The sequence below is a fragment of the Arthrobacter sp. TMS2-4 genome (assembly GCF_054511075.1).
Map to the genome: position 1 here is coordinate 44507 of NZ_JBTNDI010000008.1, position 18813 is coordinate 63319.

At 70.1% G+C, this 18813-nt stretch carries 19 protein-coding genes; 11 read left to right on the forward strand and 8 right to left on the reverse strand.

The genetic code is table 11. The features are described 5' to 3' along the window. The first annotated feature begins 36 nt into the window (after positions 1–36). Both ACX80F_RS11490 and ACX80F_RS11495 read left to right on the forward strand, forming a co-directional pair. Positions 37–1767, forward strand: a complete 1731-nt coding sequence (locus ACX80F_RS11490; protein WP_459336527.1) for a long-chain-fatty-acid--CoA ligase — start codon at positions 37–39, stop codon at positions 1765–1767. Beyond that, a complete protein-coding gene (locus ACX80F_RS11495) occupies positions 1764–3113 on the forward strand; it encodes an AI-2E family transporter (protein WP_459336528.1) in 1350 nt (449 codons plus the stop codon). The genes ACX80F_RS11490 and ACX80F_RS11495 overlap by 4 nt, the downstream gene beginning before the upstream one ends. A 69-nt stretch (positions 3114–3182) precedes the next feature. On the opposite strand, the gene ACX80F_RS11500 is transcribed toward ACX80F_RS11495, so the two are convergent. Further along, positions 3183–4691: a sodium:solute symporter family protein gene (locus tag ACX80F_RS11500; protein ID WP_459336529.1), complete on the reverse strand. Its 1509-nt coding sequence runs from the start codon at positions 4689–4691 to the stop codon at positions 3183–3185. Positions 4692–4850: 159 nt separating this feature from the next. On the opposite strand from ACX80F_RS11500, the gene ACX80F_RS11505 reads away from it, so the two are divergent. From ACX80F_RS11505 to ACX80F_RS11520, 4 genes are all read left to right on the forward strand, one after another. Further along, entirely contained in the window at positions 4851–5429 is a 579-nt protein-coding gene (locus tag ACX80F_RS11505; RefSeq protein ID WP_459336530.1) for a helix-turn-helix domain-containing protein, read from the forward strand. A gap of 150 nt (positions 5430–5579) precedes the next feature. Beyond that, positions 5580–6575: an agmatinase gene (speB, locus tag ACX80F_RS11510; RefSeq protein WP_459336531.1), complete on the forward strand. Its 996-nt coding sequence runs from the start codon at positions 5580–5582 to the stop codon at positions 6573–6575. Further along, positions 6576–8267, forward strand: a complete 1692-nt coding sequence (locus tag ACX80F_RS11515) for a thiamine pyrophosphate-binding protein (RefSeq protein ID WP_459336532.1) — start codon at positions 6576–6578, stop codon at positions 8265–8267. It begins immediately after the preceding gene. Positions 8268–8339: 72 nt separating this feature from the next. After that, entirely contained in the window at positions 8340–8543 is a 204-nt protein-coding gene (locus ACX80F_RS11520; RefSeq protein ID WP_459336533.1) for a hypervirulence associated TUDOR domain-containing protein, read from the forward strand. A 53-nt stretch (positions 8544–8596) separates the two neighbouring features. Here ACX80F_RS11520 and ACX80F_RS11525 read toward each other — a convergent pair whose 3' ends face one another. Beyond that, entirely contained in the window at positions 8597–8938 is a 342-nt protein-coding gene (locus ACX80F_RS11525; protein WP_459336534.1) for a DUF3140 domain-containing protein, read from the reverse strand. 133 nt (positions 8939–9071) lie between these two features. On the opposite strand from ACX80F_RS11525, the gene ACX80F_RS11530 reads away from it, so the two are divergent. Continuing rightward, positions 9072–9611, forward strand: a complete 540-nt coding sequence (locus ACX80F_RS11530; protein WP_459336535.1) for a hypothetical protein — start codon at positions 9072–9074, stop codon at positions 9609–9611. Between the two features lie 100 nt (positions 9612–9711). Here ACX80F_RS11530 and ACX80F_RS11535 read toward each other — a convergent pair whose 3' ends face one another. Genes ACX80F_RS11535 through ACX80F_RS11545 form a run of 3 tightly spaced genes read right to left on the reverse strand, consistent with a single transcriptional unit; the run spans position 9712 to position 12843 of the window. After that, positions 9712–10848 (reverse strand): FAD-dependent oxidoreductase, encoded by a 1137-nt coding sequence (locus tag ACX80F_RS11535; protein ID WP_459336536.1) that lies wholly within the window; start codon positions 10846–10848, stop codon positions 9712–9714. Then, positions 10841–11569 (reverse strand): class I SAM-dependent methyltransferase, encoded by a 729-nt coding sequence (locus tag ACX80F_RS11540; protein WP_459336537.1) that lies wholly within the window; start codon positions 11567–11569, stop codon positions 10841–10843. The genes ACX80F_RS11535 and ACX80F_RS11540 overlap by 8 nt, the downstream gene beginning before the upstream one ends. Beyond that, on the reverse strand, positions 11566–12843 hold the full coding sequence (locus ACX80F_RS11545) for a type III polyketide synthase (RefSeq protein ID WP_459336538.1): 1278 nt from the start codon (positions 12841–12843) through the stop codon (positions 11566–11568). Before ACX80F_RS11545 ends, ACX80F_RS11540 begins: the two co-directional genes overlap by 4 nt. Before the next feature lie 83 nt (positions 12844–12926). Here ACX80F_RS11545 and ACX80F_RS11550 point away from each other — a divergent pair, with 83 nt between their 5' ends. Next, a complete protein-coding gene (locus tag ACX80F_RS11550) occupies positions 12927–13826 on the forward strand; it encodes an SDR family oxidoreductase (protein WP_459336539.1) in 900 nt (299 codons plus the stop codon). Positions 13827–13948: 122 nt separating this feature from the next. Then, positions 13949–14623 carry a hypothetical protein gene (locus tag ACX80F_RS11555; RefSeq protein WP_459336540.1) on the forward strand — a complete coding sequence of 225 codons (675 nt, stop codon included), beginning with the start codon at positions 13949–13951 and terminating at the stop codon, positions 14621–14623. A 115-nt stretch (positions 14624–14738) separates the two neighbouring features. Here ACX80F_RS11555 and ACX80F_RS11560 read toward each other — a convergent pair whose 3' ends face one another. Then, complete coding sequence (locus ACX80F_RS11560; protein WP_459336541.1) at positions 14739–15452, reverse strand: transglycosylase family protein; 714 nt, start codon at positions 15450–15452, stop codon at positions 14739–14741. 421 nt (positions 15453–15873) lie between these two features. Continuing rightward, entirely contained in the window at positions 15874–17091 is a 1218-nt protein-coding gene (fdhA, locus tag ACX80F_RS11565; protein ID WP_459336542.1) for a formaldehyde dehydrogenase, glutathione-independent, read from the reverse strand. A gap of 200 nt (positions 17092–17291) precedes the next feature. Here fdhA and ACX80F_RS11570 point away from each other — a divergent pair, with 200 nt between their 5' ends. After that, entirely contained in the window at positions 17292–18056 is a 765-nt protein-coding gene (locus ACX80F_RS11570) for an SDR family NAD(P)-dependent oxidoreductase (protein ID WP_459336543.1), read from the forward strand. A gap of 6 nt (positions 18057–18062) precedes the next feature. Here the strand turns inward: ACX80F_RS11570 and ACX80F_RS11575 are convergent, their stop codons facing one another. Beyond that, complete coding sequence (locus tag ACX80F_RS11575) at positions 18063–18374, reverse strand: hypothetical protein (RefSeq protein ID WP_459336544.1); 312 nt, start codon at positions 18372–18374, stop codon at positions 18063–18065. Between the two features lie 165 nt (positions 18375–18539). Between ACX80F_RS11575 and ACX80F_RS11580 the strand changes: the two genes are divergently transcribed. Then, the gene (locus ACX80F_RS11580) at positions 18540–18803 is read left to right on the forward strand and encodes a YegP family protein (RefSeq protein ID WP_459336545.1); all 264 of its coding nucleotides are present in this window, start codon (positions 18540–18542) and stop codon (positions 18801–18803) included. Positions 18804–18813: the final 10 nt, after the last annotated feature.

Here is an 18813-nt window from a genome sequence, read left to right on the forward strand (position 1 = left end):
CGCGATACAGTCGAACGGATAACAGAAAGCAGGCTTATGGATTTGGCAGCCCGTCCCTGGGTCGAGAGTTACGCTCCCGGTGTGCCCCGGTCCTTCAGCGTGCCCGAGGGCACGCTGTCCGACCTCCTCGACGCGTCGGTGGAAGCCCACGGTCCCGGCGCAGCCCTCGAGTTCTTCGGCGCCACGACGACCTACGGGGCGCTGGGTGCGGCAGTCGATCGGGCGGCGGCCGGCCTGCTGGCCCTCGGCGTCGGGGCGGGGGACCGCGTGGCCCTCGTGCTGCCGAACTGCCCCCAGCACATCGTCGCGTTCTACGCCGTCCTCCGGCTCGGCGCGATCGTCGTCGAGCACAACCCCCTCTACACGGACCGCGAACTGCGGCACCAGTTCGAGGACCACGGCGCGAAGGTAGCGGTCGTGTGGGACAGGGTGGTGCCGAGCGTGCAGCAGCTGCCGGCCGACATCCCCGTCACCACGGTCGTGTCGGTGGACCTCATCGGGGCGATGCCCGTCTCGCGCCGGCTCGCGCTGAAGCTCCCCGTCCGTCGTGCACGCGACGCCAGGGCCGCGCTCACGACCCGCGAGAAACTGACCGGTCCCCGCAGGCTGGTCTCCTGGCGGGACCTGCTGCACCACCGGCCGCTGCCGGACCGGCACCCGAGGCCCACCGCGGAGGACACTGCGGTCCTGCAGTACACGAGCGGCACCACGGGTGTCCCCAAGGGCGCCGTCCTCACCCACCGGAACCTGCTGGCGAACGCTGCGCAGGGGCGGGCCTGGGTGCCGGGCCTCGACGTCGGGCGCGAGACGGTCTACGCCGTGCTGCCCATGTTCCACGCCTACGGGCTGACGCTGTGCGTGACCTTCGCGGTGAGCATCGGCGCGAAGCTCGTCCTGTTCCCGCGCTTCGACGTCGCGCTGGTGCTCGACGCCATCCCGAACAGCCCGCCCACCTTCCTGCCGGCGGTGCCCCCCATCTACGACCGGCTCGCAGCCGGTGCGGCCGAGCGTGGGGTGGACCTCAGGAGCATCCGGTTCGCGATCTCCGGAGCCATGAACCTTCCCCAGGCGACGGTCGAGACCTGGGAGGCGGCGACGGGCGGTTACCTCATCGAGGGCTACGGACTCACCGAGACGTCCCCGGTCTCGGCCGGCAACCCGATCGGCCCCACGCGGCGGCCCGGCACGATCGGCGTGCCGTTCCCCGGCACCGACGTGCGCATCGTCGACCCGGAGGATCCGAGCCGGAATCGCGCCCCGGGCGAGGCGGGAGAGCTGCTCCTCAAGGGGCCCCAGGTGTTCCAGGGCTACTGGCGGCGGCCCGACGAGACCGAGGACGCCCTGCTCGACGGCGGCTGGTTCCGGACCGGCGACATCGTCACGATGGACGACGACGGTTTCCTGACGATCGTGGACCGCATCAAGGAACTCATCATCACCGGTGGGTTCAACGTCTCGCCGAGCGAGGTGGAGGGCGTCCTGCGGGCCCAGCCCGGCGTCGTGGACACCGCCGTGGTGGGGCTCCCGCGCGCCGGCGGCGGCGAGGACGTGGCTGCCGCCGTCGTCGTCGCGCCCGGCGCAGCCCTCGACGTCGAGGCGCTGCGCGCTTCATGTCGCGGCGCTCTCGCCGCCTACAAGGTCCCACGCACTATCGTGCAGGTGGAGGACCTGCCCCGATCACTGATCGGCAAGGTCCTCCGCCGCGAGGTGCGCTCCCAACTGATCAACGATGGCCATCCGGCCGAAGGAAAAGGTGACGGTCGATGACCGAGTCGAGCGACGTGCGGGCCGCGATGCCCGCTGTGAAGGGCCCGTGGCGTGACAGTCTCGGTACCGCCAGCATCCGGTCGGCGCAGGTGCTCCTGCTGCTGGTCCTGGGCGTGGTGGCCGTGTACGCGCTGATCCAGGTGAGGCTCGTGGTGATCCCGATCCTGCTGGCGATCATCCTCGCGGCCGCGATCGGGCCCTTCGTGAACTGGCTGCGGCGGAAGGGCCTCGGCGCCTCCACCGCCACCGCCGTGTCCTTCCTGCTCCTGTTGCTGGTCTTCGGCGGGCTCATCACCGGCATCGTCTTCGCCGTCGTGGGCCAGGCCGACGAGCTGATCGCCAGCGCCACGGAGGGCTTCGACCAGCTCTACGCGTACGCGCAGAACGGTCCCATCCCGATCGACGACACGCAGATCCAGGAAGCCCGCAACTGGGCGATCGACTTCGCCACCAGCAGCACGGCGAGTGCCGGGGCGATCTCGGGGCTCAGCGCGGCGGGGAACTTCTTCGCGGGCGCCCTGCTCATGGTGGTCATCCTGTTCTTCTTCCTCAAGGACGGCGAGAAGATCTGGGCCTTCATGCTGCGTGCCTTCAAGGGCAAGCGCCTCGTCAAGGCACGACGCGTCGGTTACAGCAGCATGGCCGTCCTCGGCGGTTACGTCCGCGGAACGTCGATCGTGGCCCTGGTGGACTCGTTCTTCATCGGCCTCGCACTCTTCCTCCTCGATGTCCCCCTGGCGCTTCCCCTGGCGGCCATCGTCTTCGTCGGCGCCTTCATCCCCCTCGTCGGGGCGACGCTGGCCGGTGTCCTCGCAGCCCTGATCGCGCTCGTGGCGAACGGGCCGTTCACCGCGCTCATGGTCATCATCGTGGTCATCGTGGTCAACCAGCTCGAAGGCAACTTCCTGCAGCCCGTGGTCATGGGTCGCACGCTGCAGGTCCACGCGCTCGTCATTCTCTTCGCCCTGACCGCCGGCACCATCCTGGCCGGTATCATCGGCGCGATCCTCTCCGTCCCGGTCGCCGCGGTCACCTGGGCGGCCATCAAGGCCTGGAACGGGGAGAAGGACGAGAACATCACCCCGAAGGAGATCGAGGAGGCCGAGATGCAGACGGCCCTCGACGAGACGGGCCACGGCCTGAGCTCGACTCCGCCGGACGAGCAGGAGGCCAAGAAGGCGGTGGCCATGGCGGCCGTCGACGACGCCGACGAGCGCCGGGCCCTGCAGGAGCGGACGGTCGAGGAGCTCGACGACGACAGCGACGACGACGACCTCCCGGCCGGACCGGCGGGGCCGGCGGGCGCCGGCGGTCGTTCCGGGGGATCGTCCTCCGTCGACCGCTAGGACTGCAGGCTTCCGCCTCGACGACGAAGGGCTCCCGGCTGCTGCCGGGAGCCCTTCGTCGTCCGACCGTCAGGGAGCCTCGGTCACCGGGACGTCCGTCGGGACGTCCTCCGGCACGTCGCCGGCGACCCTGCGGTCCCATGCGTCCATGACGGCCGTCTCCGTGGGTCGCGTGCCCAGCGAGACCGCCACGTAGACGATCGCCGACACGGCCAGCCCCCAGTAGATCGGATCGTTCGCATAGATACCGTCGTACTGGTTCTCCGCGGTGAGCTCGAGGTAGGTCATGACGCCCAGGGTGACGAGCGTCCCGGCCGCCATGGAGGCGCCAGCGCCGAGCCCGTTGCCGCGGCGCCAGACGAGGCCGCCGAGGATCGCGACGAGGAGCCCGCCGACGAGGATGTCGTACGCGATGGTCAAGGCGGCCACCACGTCCTGGACGATCACGGCGAGGGCGATCGCGACGAGGCCGAGGCCGAGGACCCACCAGCGGCTCGAGGCGACGTCGTGCTCCGACGACGACCGTTCGCCGCCGCCTTTCCCGAACCAGCCGGCCACGAACGGCACGACGTCGGTCCGGGCCACGGTGGCGGCGGCGATCAGCGCGCCCGACGCCGTCGACATCATCGCGGCGACGGCCGCCGCGAGGACGAGACCGCCGACACCGATCGGCAGGACGTTCAGGGCGATGTCCGCGTACACGTCGTCCGTCGACTCGATCGCGGGCAGGATGACGCTGGCGCTCATGCCGATCACGGCGCCCGCGATGCCGTAGAGGATGCAGTAGATGCCGGCGGTCGCCCCGCCCCAGCGGGCGATCTCCGGCGTCCGGGAGGTGAAGACGCGCTGCCAGATGTCCTGACCGATCAGCAGGCCCAGCGTGTAGACCACGAAGTAGGTGATGATGCTCTGCGCGCCGATCCCGGTGATGCTGAAGAACTCGTCGCCCGCGCGTTCGGCGATGCCGTCGAAGCCGCCGGCCGCGGCGAGGGAGAAGGGCAGCATGAGGGCGAAGACGCCGATGGTCTTGATGACGAACTGGGCCATGTCGGCCAGGGTGATGGACCACATGCCGCCGATCGTGGAGTAGACCAGGACGATCGCGCCGCCCACGGCGATCGACAGCGCGCGGTCCCAGCCGAACAGCACCACGAAGATCGTGGCGTAGGCGCCCGTCGACGTCGCGCAGAGCATGAGGGTGTAGGCGAGCATGACGATCCCGGACACCCTCGTGGCGCGGTGCCCGTACCGCAGGGTGAGCATCTGCGAGACGGTGTAGATCTTCAGCTTCTGGATGGTGGGGGCGAAGAGGAGGCTGAGCAGCAGGACGCCGGTGCCGATGGCCACGACGAGCCACATGCCGGAGATGCCGTACCGGTAGCCCAGACCCACCCCGCCCACCGTGGACGCGCCGCCCAGGACGACGGCAGCCATGGTGCCGGTATAAAGGAGGGGGCCGAGGCGGCGCCCGGCGACGAGATAGTCGCTGGCGTTCCGGGTGCGGGACTTCCCCCACCACCCGAAGCCCAGCATGGCCACGAGATAGGCCACCACGATGGCGATGTTGACTGCTTGCATGAGGAAATCCTTCGGGGAACGTCGCGGTCTGGTGTCTATAAGGCAACTATTGTTGCCATATAGGCTACGGGTGACGCAGGTCACGCGTCAACCGTGACATGTTAGTGTGACGTCCGCCCCGCAGTGGAGCGCACGCGATCGTCGTAGGAGAGGACACGCATGAAGGCTCTGCCCGTCGAACCCACCAACGCTCCGGTGGCCATCGGATCGCGGATCCGTGCTGCGCGGCAGGCCCAGCGCATGACCATCGAGCAGGTCGCCGACTCCACCGGCCTCACGAAGGGGTTCCTGAGCAGGGTGGAACGGGACCTGACCTCGCCGTCCGTGGCCTCGCTCGTGACGCTGTGCCAGGTGCTGTCGATCTCCGTGGGGGACCTGTTCCTGGTGCCGGAGACCCACCTGACCCGGCTCGCCGACGCGCCCCGGGTCAGCCTGGGCGGGCAGGGCATCGCCGAGAGGCTCCTGACGGCGCGCTCGGAGCGGAGGCTCCAGGTGATCCGTGCCGTCGTCGAACCCCATGGGCGGGGTGAGGACGAGCTGTACTCGGTGGACTGCGAGGTGGAGACCGTGCACGTGATCGAGGGGCGCCTGGTGCTGGTCTTCTCGAGCGGCCGCTACGACCTCGGCGCCGGGGACACCCTCACCTTCCCGGGGCGGGAGCCCCACACGTGGATCAACCCGGACGGCCGGGAGGCCGTGGTGCTGTGGACGCTCGTCCCGGCGGCCTCCGGCAGGTGACGCCGGCCCGGTCCGTCCGGTTCGCCGCGTCCGGACCTCTCCTTCCCGTCATGCCGACATTCCTTGACCGGGCCGCACCACCGCAATAGCCTGATACAAAACCTTTGATGCATATTGGGCAACTTTTCGGGCCCGGATCGGACGGACACTGTGGAAGAACTGCGCGTCACGGGAGGCGGCCGGCTCGGCCCCATCGACTCCTCCCGCATCCCCCGCTACGCAGGAGCGGCCACCTTCGCGCGCCTGCCCCGCCTGGACCAGGTGGACCGCGCGGACATCGCCGTCGTCGGCGTCCCGTTCGACTCCGGCGTGTCCTACCGCCCCGGCGCCCGGTTCGGCGGCAACCACATCCGCGAGGCCTCGCGCCTGCTGCGGCCCTACAACCCCGCACTCGACGTCTCGCCGTTCGAGCGCGTCCAGGTGGCCGACGCCGGGGACATGGCCGTCAATCCGTTCAACATCAACGAGGCCATCGAGACGGTGCAGCAGAACGCACTGGACCTGACCGCCGACGGGGCGCGCCTCGTCACGCTCGGCGGCGACCACACGATCGCGCTGCCCCTCCTCCGTGCGGCCGCCGAGCGTGCGGGGTCGCCCGTGGCCATGCTGCACTTCGACGCCCACCTGGACACGTGGGACACCTACTTCGGCGCCGAGTACACGCACGGCACCCCGTTCCGGCGCGCCGTCGAGGAAGGGATCCTCGACACCGAGGCCATCTCCCACGTCGGGACCCGCGGGCCCCTCTACGGCGTCCGGGACCTCGAGGACGACCGCCGGTTCGGCTTCGGCATCGTGACCTCCTCGGACGTCTACCGGCAGGGCGTCGACGAGGTGGTGGACAAGCTGCGGCAGCGCATCGGGAACCGCCCGCTCTACGTCTCGGTGGACATCGACGTCCTCGACCCGGCCCACGCCCCCGGCACCGGGACACCCGAGGCCGGCGGCATCACGAGCCGTGAACTGCTCGAGATCCTCCGCGGTCTGCGCGGGCTGAACCTGGTCGGCGCCGACGTCGTCGAGGTGGCGCCCGCCTACGACCACGCGGAGCTCACCGGGGTCGCGGCGTCCCACGTCGCCTACGACCTCGTGACCCTCATGGCCGACACCCTCACCCCCGCAGCCCCGACGACCGAGGAGCAGTAGATGGACATCACCGCCGGCGCCGCCTCCGCGCCCCCCGCCCCCCTCACCGGCCAGCGCAACGGCGGTGACCTCGTGGTCGAGACGCTCACCGCACTCGGGGCGACGACCGTCTTCGGCATCCCCGGCCAGCACGCTCTCGGCCTGTTCGACGCGCTGTCCCGCTCCGACCTCCGGTTCGTCTCCTCGCGCGTGGAGAACAACTCGGCCTTCGCCGCCGACGGCTTCTCCCGGGCGACCGGCGACGTCGGCGTCCTGTTCCTGTCGACCGGCCCCGGCGCGCTGACCTCCCTCGCCGGACTGCAGGAGGCGTACGCCACCGGTGTGCCCATGGTGGTCGTCGCAAGCCAGATCCCGCTCGAGGGCCTGGGTGCACGGCGCAAGGGCATGCTGCACCAGCTGGACGACCAGAAGGCATCCGCGGCGAACGTCACGAAGAGCCAGCGGCTGATCCAGCACGCCTCCGGCATCCCGTCCGCCATCCAGGACGCGTGGACCGAGGCGGTGTCCTCGCCGCAGGGCCCCGTCTGGGTCGAGGTACCGCAGAACGTGCTGCTGGACCCCGTGATGGTCCCCCAGGTGGAGGACGCGCTCGCGGAGCCCTTCGACAACCCCCCGCGCATCGAGCTGGTGCGCGAGGCCGTCGCCTGGCTGAAGGACTCCACGCGGCCCGCGATCGTCGCCGGTGGTGGCGCGCGCCGCGGCCGGGCCGAGAAGTGGCTGCTCTCCCTCGCCGAGAAGCTCGGGGCGCCGGTCGTCTGCTCGCCGGGCGGCAACGGGGCCTTCCCCTGGAACCACGAACTCTCCCTCCAGTCCTGGGTGGAGGACCGCTACGTGACGGAGGTCCTCGAGGACGCCGATGTGCTGCTGGTGATCGGCTCGTCCCTCGGCGAGGTGACCTCCAACTACTTCACGCTGGAGCCGCGCGGCCGCATCATCCAGATCGACGCCGAACCCCGCGTCCTCGAGTCCAACCGGCCTGCGCTCGGCATCCGCGCCGACGCCGGCCAGGCGCTCGCCGCGCTCGACGAGGCGCTCGAGCCGCTGGAGCGCGACCGCCTGCCCGGGTACGACGCCGCCGCGCTCGTCGCCGAGACCCTCGGACGCGTCGGCGCGCGGCTCGACACGCAGGACCTCGGCAAGGAACGCGCGTTCATGCAGGACATCCGCGACGCCGTACCGTCCGGCATGCAAACCTTCTGGGACATGACGATCTCCGCCTACTGGGCCTGGAGCTGCTGGGACGCCCGGGAGGGCCAGTTCCACTCGGCCCAGGGGGCCGGCGGCCTCGGCTTCGGCTTCCCGGGCGCGATCGGCGGGTCCGTCGGGCTGGAATCGCACGGACGTCCCGCGCGTGTCCTCGCCGTCTCCGGCGACGGCTCCGCGATGTACTCCATCGCCGAGCTTGCCACCGCGCGGCAGCACGACATCCCCGTCACCTGGCTGATCGTCGACGACGGCGGCTACGGCATCCTCCGCGAGTACATGGAGGGGGCCTTCGGCCAGGCCACGGCCACCGAGCTCGCCCGGCCGGACTTCGTGGCGCTCGCGGAATCCTTCGGGGTGCCTGCACGCAGGGTGGCACCCGGGGACGTCGGCGAGGCGCTCCGTGAGAGCCTCGCAGCGGACGGCCCGAACGTCGTCGTGGTGGAGACGCTCCTGCGACTGTTCGCTCCCACGCACCTCGATCAGTAGGCTTTCCTTTTCCCCCACGGGGTGAGAGTGTCGGGAGAACCGCGCGACCCCGTACACCGAGGAAGGAATCCCATGGCATTCAGCAAGGGCGACAAGGTCACCTGGAACACACCGCAGGGCACCACCGAGGGCAAGGTCGTGGAGAAGCACGTCAAGGAATTCAGCTTCGCCGACCAGACGTTCAAGGCCTCGAAGGACGAGCCCTACTACACCGTGGAGAGCGCGAAGTCGGGCAAGCAGGCCGCGCACAAGGAAAGCGCGCTGTCGAAGAAGTAGCAGTTCGGAAGACGAGGGGACGCTCCCTACGGGGCGTCCCCTCGTCGCATCCGCTACGTCAGCGGATCATGGCCCCAGTTCATCAGGGAGTACCGCCACTTCGAGGTCTCGATGTCCTTCGAGGGCTTCTGGGCGAGATGGCGGTGGACGTATCCCACGACCTTGCGCATGTGCTCCACGTCTCCGCTCGTGAGGTCGTCCCGTTTGGTACGCAGGATGTCGATGATCTTCCGGCCGGACCGGTGGCCGACGGACTCACCGCCGTCCTCCTCCTTCTGGCCCACCGATCGGGATTCCTCGGTGTCGAGCCACGACTCCAGCTCGGACGGGCTCATGGTCACCGCGTCCTTCCACTGCGGCCAGATCTCGTCGAGGTCGTGCTGGTTCTCAGGCATGGAGGACCTTTCGTAGCAGGTTCGGGCCAGGATGCGAACCCCGGGGAAAATCCGGGGCGCGCCATGGACTAATCCTAAGCAGGCTGATAGTTGTTGGGTGTAGGTCGAACCAACCTCGAAGGAGCTTTACATCATGGCAGGAAATCTTTTGGCACGATCCGCCCACGATCTCGGCGCGGCAGCCTGGTTCGGCGGAACCCTGATGGGCGCCGTCGGCCTCAACGGAGCCACCGGCAAGGCGAAGGACCCCAAGGAGCGTACGCGCCTGTCCTCGCTCGGCTGGGCGAAGTGGACCCCGGTCCAGGTCGCGGCATTCGCAGCTCACGCCGCCGGAGGTATCGGCCTGATCCTCGGCAACAAGGGTCGCGTCGCGGCCCAGGACTCCGTCGGATCCAACACCGTCCTGAAGTCCGTCGTGACCGTGCTCGGCATGGTCCTCTCGCTGTACTCGGGCATGCTCGGCAAGAAGGTCGGCGAGCTCGCCGAGCAGGGCAGCGCGGGCGCCACCGAGCCCCGCCCCGGCGCGAGCGACGAACTCACCAAGGCGCAGTCCCAGCTCAAGATCACGCAGTGGCTCCTGCCCGTCATCAGCGGCATCGTCGTCGTGATGGGTGCGAAGCAGGGCGAGATGCAGCGCCCCGAGAACGTCAAGAAGGGCCTGCTCCGGAAGTAGCTTCCGACGCACCACGGAACCCCGCAGCGACCACCGCCCCGCGCCATCCGGCGCCCGGCAGTGGTTCCTGCGGGGTTCTGCCGTGCCACCGGGAGGGCAGCTACTGCATGGTGAACGCGCGGGCCACGCCGGCGTGGACGGTGCTGTTCCTGATCAGCGCCCCGAGGAGCGCGTTGCGGGGGCGCAGGATCGGACCGGGCAGGGGCCGCCCGAGGGCCATGTTGATGGCGGCCTTCCGGCGGGCCAGGGCCGCCTGCGCGCGCCGGTCCTTCTCGTACCGGGCCAGCCGGGCGGCGACGTCCTGCCCGTCCCGCAGGGACGCCGCGATGATGGGGACCAGGTCGACGGCGTCGAGCCAGCCCAGGTTCATGCCCTGCCCACCGATGGGGGACACCTCGTGGGCGGCGTCGCCCACGAGCACGATGCGCCCCGACACCAGGCGACGGGCGAGCCGCGATCGCACCTCGAACGCACTCAGCATCGAGTTGGTCCCGGGGTCGACGCCGACCCCCGTCCGCTCCCGGATGAGCCGGGTGAGGTCCGCGGCCGTAGGGCGCTCGACCGGGCAGCCCACCCGCACCACCCAGCGCCGGACGCCTCCGGGAAGGGGGAACGATTCGACGATCCCGCCGGCCTCCAGGTACAGCACGGCGTCGTCGCCGTCACCCGTGGCGTCCTGGAAGTCGCCCATGACATAGCAGTCCGGGTAGCGGTGCAGGGGCGCACGGATTCCGGCGTCGTCGCGGATGGAACTCCGGGCGCCGTCCGCCGCGATGACCAGTCCCGCCCGGAGTACGGTGTCCTCACCCTGCTCCCGGGTGACGGCCAGGACGTGGTCCCCGGCGTCGTGCGTGCTGACGACGGCGACGCCCCGGCGCAGCGTGCCCGGGAAGCCGTCCTCGAGGTGGCGCTCGAGGATCTCCTCGGTGACGGCCTGCGGCACGGCGAGGACGTACGTCTCCTTGCCCGGCAGGGCGGCGAAGGACACGGTGCCCACGTGCCGGCCCGCGCTCCGGGCGATCCCGTCCCGGATCCGCACCCCCCGCGCGCGCAGGTCGTCGGCGATGCCGCCCGTGTCGAGCGCCCGCAGTGCCGGCGGGTGGATGCCGATGGCCCGCGAATGGCTGCTGCGCTCCGTGCGGCGTTCCAGGACGACGGCGTCGAGCCCCGCCTGGCGCAGCAGCAGGGCCGTGTAGAGGCCGACGGGCCCGCCGCCGACGACGATCACGTCATGCATCGCGGACTCCCGCCGGAGCGCTCCGGTCGAGGACGAGCAGGTTGATGAACGGGACGGCTGTGCGGACCGTCCACTGCCCGTGTCCGTCCGCCGCTGCGCGCAACTCGACCGGCGTGTAGCTGCGGCGGATGGAGGTCAGCCCGTCCTGCCGGATGTACGAGCCCGGCAGGGGGAGGGTGCCCACGGAGAACAGGGCGTAGCCGAGCGGGTGCCGTGCGATATCGCTGTGCACCGCAACCGTGCGCGCCAGGCGTTCGGAGTCCCGGAGCAGGCCGTCGAACGCGCCGGGGTCCAGATGGTGGAGCACGTGGTTGGAGATCACGGCGTCGAATGTCGCCCCCTCGGCCACGAGCTCCTCGCTCAGCGCCCTGCGGAAGGACAGGCCCGCCACGGGAGGGCGCGAGGTCGCGAAGGCGTGCGCGCGCTCATCGGGGTCGATCGCGGTCACCTCGAGCGGGAATCCGTCCCGCCGCGCCCAGCGGGCCAGCGCGCGGGGGACGTCGCCACCGCCGGCGCCGATGTCCAGGAGCGTGTTGGTGCGGTCCCGCGAGAACGCGGGACGGAGCAGCGCGGTGTAGGTGCGCCGCCAGCCGGACACGACGGCGTTGACCATGCCGAACTGGGCATACGTACGGTCGAGCCTGTCGGGGTCGCAATCGGGCCGGTCCATCTCCTCGACGGCATCCGGGTCACGCTCGGCAAGGAACCCCCGGGGCCTCATGCGCCCGCATCGGTGAGGATGGGCGCGAGATCGGCGGGCACGTCGTCCTCGGGGTCGCTCACGGAGTCGTTCACGCCCGTCGCTCTCGTCGGTGCCGGCGCCGTCGCCGTCGTCGGTGCCGCTTCCGGTGCCGCGGCGCCCGGCCCGGCACCGATCCTGGTGAGCAGGGCCGTCTCCACCGTGAGCCCCGGACCGAAGGCCATGGAGCAGATGCGGTCGTTCCCGTGGGAGGCGGGCTGGTCGAGGATGTGCTTCAGGACGAACATCACGGTCGCGCTGCTCATGTTGCCGTAGTTCCGCAGGGTCTCGCGGGCCGGGACGAGCTGCTCGCGGGTCAGGCCCAGCTTGGCCTCGACCTTGTCCAGGATGCTCCGTCCGCCGGGGTGGATGGCCCAGTGCTCGATCTCCGAGTAATCGAGGCCCTGCAGCGACGCATCGCCTGCGAGCAGGGGTTCCAGGGCCCCGATGATGTGGTCGTCGATGATGTGGGGGACGTATGTGCCGAGGACCATCTCGAACCCCTCGTCGCCGATGTTCCATGCCATGGACTCCTCGCCGACCGGGGTCAGCACGGTCTCGAAGTGGTCGAGGGTCAGGGCCGGCCCGGTCAGGGGAAGATCCCGGGCGGAGACGATCGCCGCTGCGGCGCCGTCGGCGAACAGCGACGAGCCGACGATGGTGTCGGGGTTGTTGGAGGACCGCACGTGGAGCGAGCACAGCTCGGCGGCGATCACGAGGACGACGGCGTCGGGGTCTGCGTCGCAGAAGGCCTTGGCCGCGCGCAGGGCCGGGAAGGCCGCGTAGCAGCCCATGAAGCCGAGGTGGTAGCGCTGCACCGAGGGCGCCAGGTCCAGCGCACGCACCACCTTGTAGTCGGGGCCCGGGGCGAAGAAACCGGTGCAGGACGCGGTGACGACATGCGTGACGTCCGCCGCCTCGATGCCCCCGGCCGCGTCCAAAGCCTTCCGGGCCGCCTCGACGAAGAGCTTCGTGCCTTCCTCGGCGTAGACCTCGTTGCGGGTCTTCGTGCTCGGCGTCAGGATCAGCAGTTCCTCCTGGTCGAAGAACACGGGGTCCTCGGACGCGCCGTCGAGGGTGAGTTCCTTGACGGCGGTGTAGCGCGTCTCGATACCGGAGGAGTCGAAGGCCGCGCCGACCAGGCGCTGGCCGAGCCGCGTGAGGCCCGGTTGTGCGGCGAAGACATCGCGGACCTGGGATTGCACCATGATCGTTTCGGGTACGGCGGTTTCGAGGGACCTCAGGATCACAGTCATATGTCCATTACTAGAGGACTGACGCCGCAAACACAATGCGCAGTAGGCTTAGTATTCACCCTCCCACTGCCACCAGGAGCATCATGTCGAACGAACCATCGGGCACCCTCGACCACGACGACCCGCGCGGGCCCGCCGTCGATCCCTCGACCGAGTTGCAGCAGTATCCCGGGTTCACGGAGCGCATGGATCCGCGCCCCGACCACGGCGAGGACAGCTACACCGGGCACGGGCGCCTCAGCGGCCGACGCGCGTTCATCACCGGCGGCGACTCGGGCATCGGCCGGGCCGTGGCCCTTGCCTTCGCGCGGGAGGGGGCCGACGTCGCCATCGGGTACCTCCCCGAGGAGGAGGAGGACGGCGCCAGCTGCCTCGAGCTGATCCGCGCCGAGGGCCGGACGGCCCTGGCCGTGCCGGGCGATCTCCGGGACGAGTCCTACGCACCCTCGGCGGTGTCCCAGGTGGTGGACGGCCTCGGCGGTCTGGACATCCTCGTGAACAACGCGGGCTACCACATCGCCCAGCCGAACGGCCTTCCCGACGTCGACGCCGACCAGCTCCGGCGCACCTTCGAGACCAATGTGTACGGGACGATCTGGCTCACGCAGGCCGCCCTGCCCCACCTGAGCGCCGGGGCGTCGATCATCAACACCACGTCCGTGCAGGGCTACCACCCGTCGCGGAACCTCATGGACTACGCCGCCACGAAGGCCGCCCTCAACAACCTGACGTCCAGCCTGGCCGAGCTGCTCGGGGAGCGCGGCATCCGCGTCAACGCCGTCGCCCCCGGCCCCGTCTGGACGCCCCTCCAGCCCGCGACGACGACCAGTGAGAAGCTGGAATCCTTCGGTGAGGGCACACCACTCGGACGCATGGGGCAACCGGCGGAACTGGCCGGCGCCTACGTCTTCCTCGCCTCCAACGACGCCCGGTACGTCTCCGGCGAGATCCTCGGCGTCACCGGCGGCACGCCCCTCGCCTGAGGGCCCGCATCCGGTGGCGGGGTGATCGCCCCGCCACCGGACCAAGCCGCCGCGGGGTGCGGAACGAATCCCAGGCACCAGCGCCGGTCCTCCGGCGGCCGGCCGACATGAATGGGCTCACCGTGAAACTCCTGACCGCACTGCCACGCCGTCGCGGCCCCGCGTTCCTCGCCGTCGCTCTCGCGTCGTCCCTGGCACTCGCCGGCTGCGGGTCCGTCGAGGAGAACCCGCTCGGGGTGAACACCACGGACGTCGGCAGCGGATCGGCAACCGACCCGGCCGGTGGTCGGGACGGCAGCCGGGCGGAGCCGGTGGGCAGCGACCTCGGCGATGATCCCCTCAACGTGGGCGTCGACGGCGCGGAACTGTGCGGCGTCCAACCCCAGGACAGCCGCCTGCGCTACACCGTCATGCTGCACAACCCGACCCTCGAGACGTTCACGTTCGGCGAGATGGCGCTCGGCAGCCCCGACGGCCTCGAGCTTCTGTCGGCCGAGGTGCAGACGGCGAACCGCGAGGGACACCACCACGCGGGACCCGCGACGGGCGGGCACGAGGAGCACGCCGCGTCTCCTCCGCCGACCAGGGCGGCCGAACCGATCGGGCCGCCCGTGCCTGCGGAGGGCTATCGCTTCCTCCCCGACGCGCATGTCAACATCATCGTCACGGTGGAACTCGCCGACGGAGTGACCCACGGCAGTGCCGACAACATCGTCGTGGCGTTCTCGTCCCCGGACCGCGACTACTCCGTGGCCCACAATCTCGGCATCGACGTCGACGCGACCTCGTGCAGCTGAATCCCCGCACCGGTTAACGCACCGGAGCCCCCGTCGTGATGACGGGGGCTCCGGTGATTCGTGCAGTGCGGGCGGCAGCGTCTCTGGGAGCTACCGGATCCGGGGTGCTCCTGGACTAGGCCGGGAGCTGCAGGACGTGGCCCGTGAAGATCAGGTCCGCGTGGATGACGGTGTCGGTGTTCGCGGCGAACAGGGCCTGCCAGCCGCCGTCGATGCCGAGCTTCGCGGCGATGGAGCTCAGGGTGTCACCGGACTGGATGGTGTAGGTCTGGCCGCTCAGTGCCACGGGGGCGGCGACGGGAGCCTGGGCGACCGGGGTCTGGACGACGGGGGCGGCGACGGGTGCCTGGACGACCGGGGCCTGGACAACGGGGGCGGCGGGTGCCTGGACGACCGGGGCCTGGACGACGGGCGCCTGGGCAACCGGAGCCTGGACGACGGGAGCCGCGACAGGCGCCGGGGCCTGCTGGGCGGAGACGTAGCCCGTGGGCGAGCCGCCGTTGAGGCCGAGCTTGGCCGAGCAGGCGGGCCATGCGCCCCAGCCCTGCATCTGCTGGAGCTCCGCGGCGACGCGCTTCTGCTCGGCGACGCTGGCTCCGGCGGGCGAGCCCTGACCGCCAGCGGCGATCCAGCTCGACTGGGAGAACTGCAGGCCGCCGTAGTAACCGTTGCCCGTGTTGATGCCCCAGTCCCCGCCACTCTCGCACTGTGCGAGCTGGTCCCAGGTGTCCGCGCTGGCCGCACCGGCCGCTGCGCCGAGGCCGAGGCCGGTGAGTGCTACTGCTGCAAGTCCGCGACGGGCGGCGGTGCTGAATTTGGTAGTGTTCATGGCGTTACGATGCTCCGAGAGGCCACCCGCACTAGGTCCGTCCCCGGACTTCTTCGCGCCGCTGCTCACCTTGACGGTATTGAGGTCATGGTTCGGCAGCCGCCTGTTGAGCAACGAGCGGTGGAGGGGCGGCGCCGGGCATTCCCGCTGCTCGCCGTGCGGCAGCGTTTTCGCTTCCCCTGACGGGGAACTACCCCTACCGTAGAGTAGTTTTCTTTCGTTGCCAAATCGGTACTGAGTCGTGCTTGACTTTCCACACAAACAGGAGTTTTTACTGGACCGATCTCGATTTGTCTGCCACACTCACCCGCACTGGGTGATCCGGCCGTCGCCGGGAGGGGCTGCGTGCCCACGAAAAAGGGGGCCCGGACCATGACGGTCCGAGCCCCTTTCCGTTCCGCTCAGGCGGACGACCCCCCGCTCAGGCGGCGACCATCCCGTGGGGATCGAGCACGTACTTCGTCGCAGCTCCGGCGTCGAACTCCTCGTAACCGCGGGGTGCGTCCTCCAGGCCGATCGGCTTCGCGTTCACGGCCTTGGCGATCTGCACGCGGTCGTGCAGGATCGCCATCATCAGACCGCGGTTGTACTTCATCACCGGGCACTGGCCGGTGGTGAAGGACAGCGACTTCGCCCATCCGGTGCCGAGGCTGATCGACAGCGATCCGACCTTCGCGGCCTCGTCGATGCCTCCGGGGTCACCCGTGACGTACAGTCCCGGGATGCCCAGGGCGCCGCCGGCCGTGGTGATGTCCATCAGGGAGTTCAGGACCGTGGCGGGCGCCTCGCTCGCAGAACCCTCGCCGTGCCCGCGGGCCTCGAAGCCCACGGCGTCGACGCCGCAGTCGACTTCCGGTGTGCCCAGGAGCTGCTCGATCTGGTCCTTGGGGTGCCCCTTGGAGACGTCCACGGTCTCACACCCGAAGCTGCGTGCCTGCGCCAGCCGGTCCTCGTTGAGATCACCGACGATGACGACGGCTGCTCCCAGCAACTGGGCCGAGACGGCGGCGGCGAGGCCCACCGGGCCGGCTCCTGCGACGTAGACGGTCGAGCCGACGCCCACCCCTGCCGTCACGGCCCCATGGAACCCTGTCGGGAAGATGTCCGACAGCATCGTCAGGTCCAGGATCTTCTCGAGGGCCTGATCCCGGTCGGGGAACTTCAGCAGGTTCCAGTCCGCATAGGGGACCAGGACGTACTCGGCCTGCCCGCCCACCCAGCCGCCCATGTCCACGTAGCCGTAGGCGGCTCCGGGCCGGGCGGGATTGACGTTGAGACAGATGCCCGTCTTCCGTTCCTTGCAGTTCCTGCACCGCCCGCAGGCGATGTTGAAGGGGACGGAGCAGATGTCACCCTTCTTGATGAATTCGACGTCACGCCCCACCTCGACGACCTCGCCGGTGATCTCGTGTCCGAGCACGAGGTCCGCGGGCGCCGTCGTGCGCCCGCGGACCATGTGCTGGTCCGAGCCGCAGATGTTGGTGGTGACGGTCTTGAGGATCACCCCGTGGTGGAGGGCCCGGCCCACGTTGGCCGGATTCACCCCCGGCCCGTCCTTCAGTTCGAATGTGGGGTAGTCGGTGTCGATGACCTCGACCTTCCCCGGTCCCTTGTACGCAACAGCTCTGTTACCGCTCATGGAACTTCCTCTCATGACGCATCGGTCGCGCCGGTTGGGGTCGGCGCTGGACTCGACGGACAGAGCGCGCACGCAGGCGTCGCTCGACCGCCGGTAGCGCCGAACGTACACCGCAGGGGGTCGCATCGACGTTGCATTGCCGACGGCGGGTGCATCGGCCCGCGCTTGTGCTGCCGGCCACCGTCGGGGAGGGTGGTGGAATGACCGACACCGTACTGATCACCGGGGCCACCTCGGGGATCGGCGCCGAATTCGCACGCCAGTTCGCAGCGCAGGAATGCGACCTGGTGCTGGTCGCCCGGTCCGAGGGCCGCCTCGAGGAGGCAGCGGCCGCGTATCGGGCGCAGGGCGTCGGGGTCGAGGTGATCGCGGCGGATCTGCTCGACGACGACGGCCGCGCCCGCGTGCTGGACCGGCTGCGTGCCGCGGGGGACGACCGCGCACCCGTGACGGTGCTCGTCAACAATGCCGGGTACGGTCTGGTCGGGTCGTTCGCGGACAACACGCTCGACGACGAGATCCGGCACCTGAGGATCCACGTCGAGGTGCCTCTGGCCCTCGCGCACGCCGCCCTGCAGTCGATGCGACCCCGCCGTGCCGGGACGGTCATCAACGTGGCCAGTGTCGCCGGCTTCACCCCCCGGGGTACCTACGGCGCGGCGAAGGCGGCGATGATCAGCTTCAGCCGGTGGGCGAATCTCGCCTACGGACGGGAGGGGATCCGGGTCACCGCCGTCTGCCCGGGTTTCGTGCGGACCGAATTCCACCAGCGCATGGGGGTGGAGCCATCGTCCGTCCCCGCCGGCCTGTGGCTCGTCGTGGGTCCCGTGGTGCGGGAAGCACTGCGTGACACAGCGGCCGGCAAGGCCGTCTCCATTCCCAGCCTCCGCTACAAGGCCCTCGTGGGACTGGCGCGGTTGGCGCCGTCCTTCCTCGTGGCCCGACTCGCGGCCCGGGGGCGCTGAGCGCCGTCAGCGCCCTGCGCTTCCGCCGTCCCAGGCATCGTGCTCGGAGAGGGCGTCTTCGGGATGGCGTGGACGACCGGCGCCGTCGGGCCCGTCCGCCGTTCCGTCCCCGTCGAAGGCGGCAGGGACGGCGCCTGCCTCGTGGATCCCCTGCTCGTCCCTGATGCTCTCGGCACGGTGGCCCCGAGCTCCGGGAGACGGTTCGAGGATCTCCTCGCGCCGGTCGCGGTCCGGGTGGCCGTCCGAGGGTCCGTCGGATGCAGGCCCGTGCGCGCGGCGTACTCCGTCAGGGGTTCCTGTGCTGCTCGACTCGGTCATGGTGCTCCTTCTGCCGCCCGGCGCGCCTACCCTGCGCGGGCGCCGGTCATGGGCGGCCGGACCCTCCATCAGGAGCATCCGGCGACCCCGTGTCAGAGGCGGTAAGTATGCTTATGATAGGGGATCACAGATTGCTGAAGTTGCCCCTTACAAGGAGGTAAGACGATGGCTGGATACTTCAAACTGGTGGACGCTCACGACGACGGTTTCCGGGTGAAACTGACTGCCCCGGATGGGACCCTCGTCGCCGTGTCCGCCTACTACGCCACGAAAGAGGAGGCGGTCGCGGGGATCGAACTCATCCGCGAGATCGCCGGTACGGGCCCCGTGGTGGACCACAGCCGCGTCGAGTCCTCGGAAGAGGCGGCGTTCCTGTTCGGCCTGAGGGCCGGCCAGGACGGTGAAGGCACACTCCGTCACCGGCCCTGAGTCTCCCTCG

Excerpts from the sequence above, each read along its gene's own strand:
- ACX80F_RS11495 (WP_459336528.1), top strand. The coding sequence starts at position 1,764 with ATGACCGAGTCGAGCGACGTGCGGGCCGCGATGCCCGCTGTGAAGGGC.
- ACX80F_RS11575 (WP_459336544.1), bottom strand. The coding sequence starts at position 18,374 with ATGACCGAGTCGAGCAGCACAGGAACCCCTGACGGAGTACGCCGCGCG.
- ACX80F_RS11570 (WP_459336543.1), top strand. The coding sequence starts at position 17,292 with ATGACCGACACCGTACTGATCACCGGGGCCACCTCGGGGATCGGCGCC.
- ACX80F_RS11490 (WP_459336527.1), top strand. The coding sequence starts at position 37 with ATGGATTTGGCAGCCCGTCCCTGGGTCGAGAGTTACGCTCCCGGTGTG.
- ACX80F_RS11540 (WP_459336537.1), bottom strand. The coding sequence starts at position 11,569 with ATGAGGCCCCGGGGGTTCCTTGCCGAGCGTGACCCGGATGCCGTCGAG.
- ACX80F_RS11515 (WP_459336532.1), top strand. The coding sequence starts at position 6,576 with ATGGACATCACCGCCGGCGCCGCCTCCGCGCCCCCCGCCCCCCTCACC.
- ACX80F_RS11535 (WP_459336536.1), bottom strand. The coding sequence starts at position 10,848 with ATGCATGACGTGATCGTCGTCGGCGGCGGGCCCGTCGGCCTCTACACG.
- ACX80F_RS11505 (WP_459336530.1), top strand. The coding sequence starts at position 4,851 with ATGAAGGCTCTGCCCGTCGAACCCACCAACGCTCCGGTGGCCATCGGA.
- fdhA (WP_459336542.1), bottom strand. The coding sequence starts at position 17,091 with ATGAGCGGTAACAGAGCTGTTGCGTACAAGGGACCGGGGAAGGTCGAG.
- ACX80F_RS11525 (WP_459336534.1), bottom strand. The coding sequence starts at position 8,938 with ATGCCTGAGAACCAGCACGACCTCGACGAGATCTGGCCGCAGTGGAAG.
- ACX80F_RS11545 (WP_459336538.1), bottom strand. The coding sequence starts at position 12,843 with ATGACTGTGATCCTGAGGTCCCTCGAAACCGCCGTACCCGAAACGATC.
- ACX80F_RS11520 (WP_459336533.1), top strand. The coding sequence starts at position 8,340 with ATGGCATTCAGCAAGGGCGACAAGGTCACCTGGAACACACCGCAGGGC.
- ACX80F_RS11580 (WP_459336545.1), top strand. The coding sequence starts at position 18,540 with ATGGCTGGATACTTCAAACTGGTGGACGCTCACGACGACGGTTTCCGG.
- ACX80F_RS11550 (WP_459336539.1), top strand. The coding sequence starts at position 12,927 with ATGTCGAACGAACCATCGGGCACCCTCGACCACGACGACCCGCGCGGG.
- ACX80F_RS11530 (WP_459336535.1), top strand. The coding sequence starts at position 9,072 with ATGGCAGGAAATCTTTTGGCACGATCCGCCCACGATCTCGGCGCGGCA.
- ACX80F_RS11500 (WP_459336529.1), bottom strand. The coding sequence starts at position 4,691 with ATGCAAGCAGTCAACATCGCCATCGTGGTGGCCTATCTCGTGGCCATG.
- ACX80F_RS11560 (WP_459336541.1), bottom strand. The coding sequence starts at position 15,452 with ATGAACACTACCAAATTCAGCACCGCCGCCCGTCGCGGACTTGCAGCA.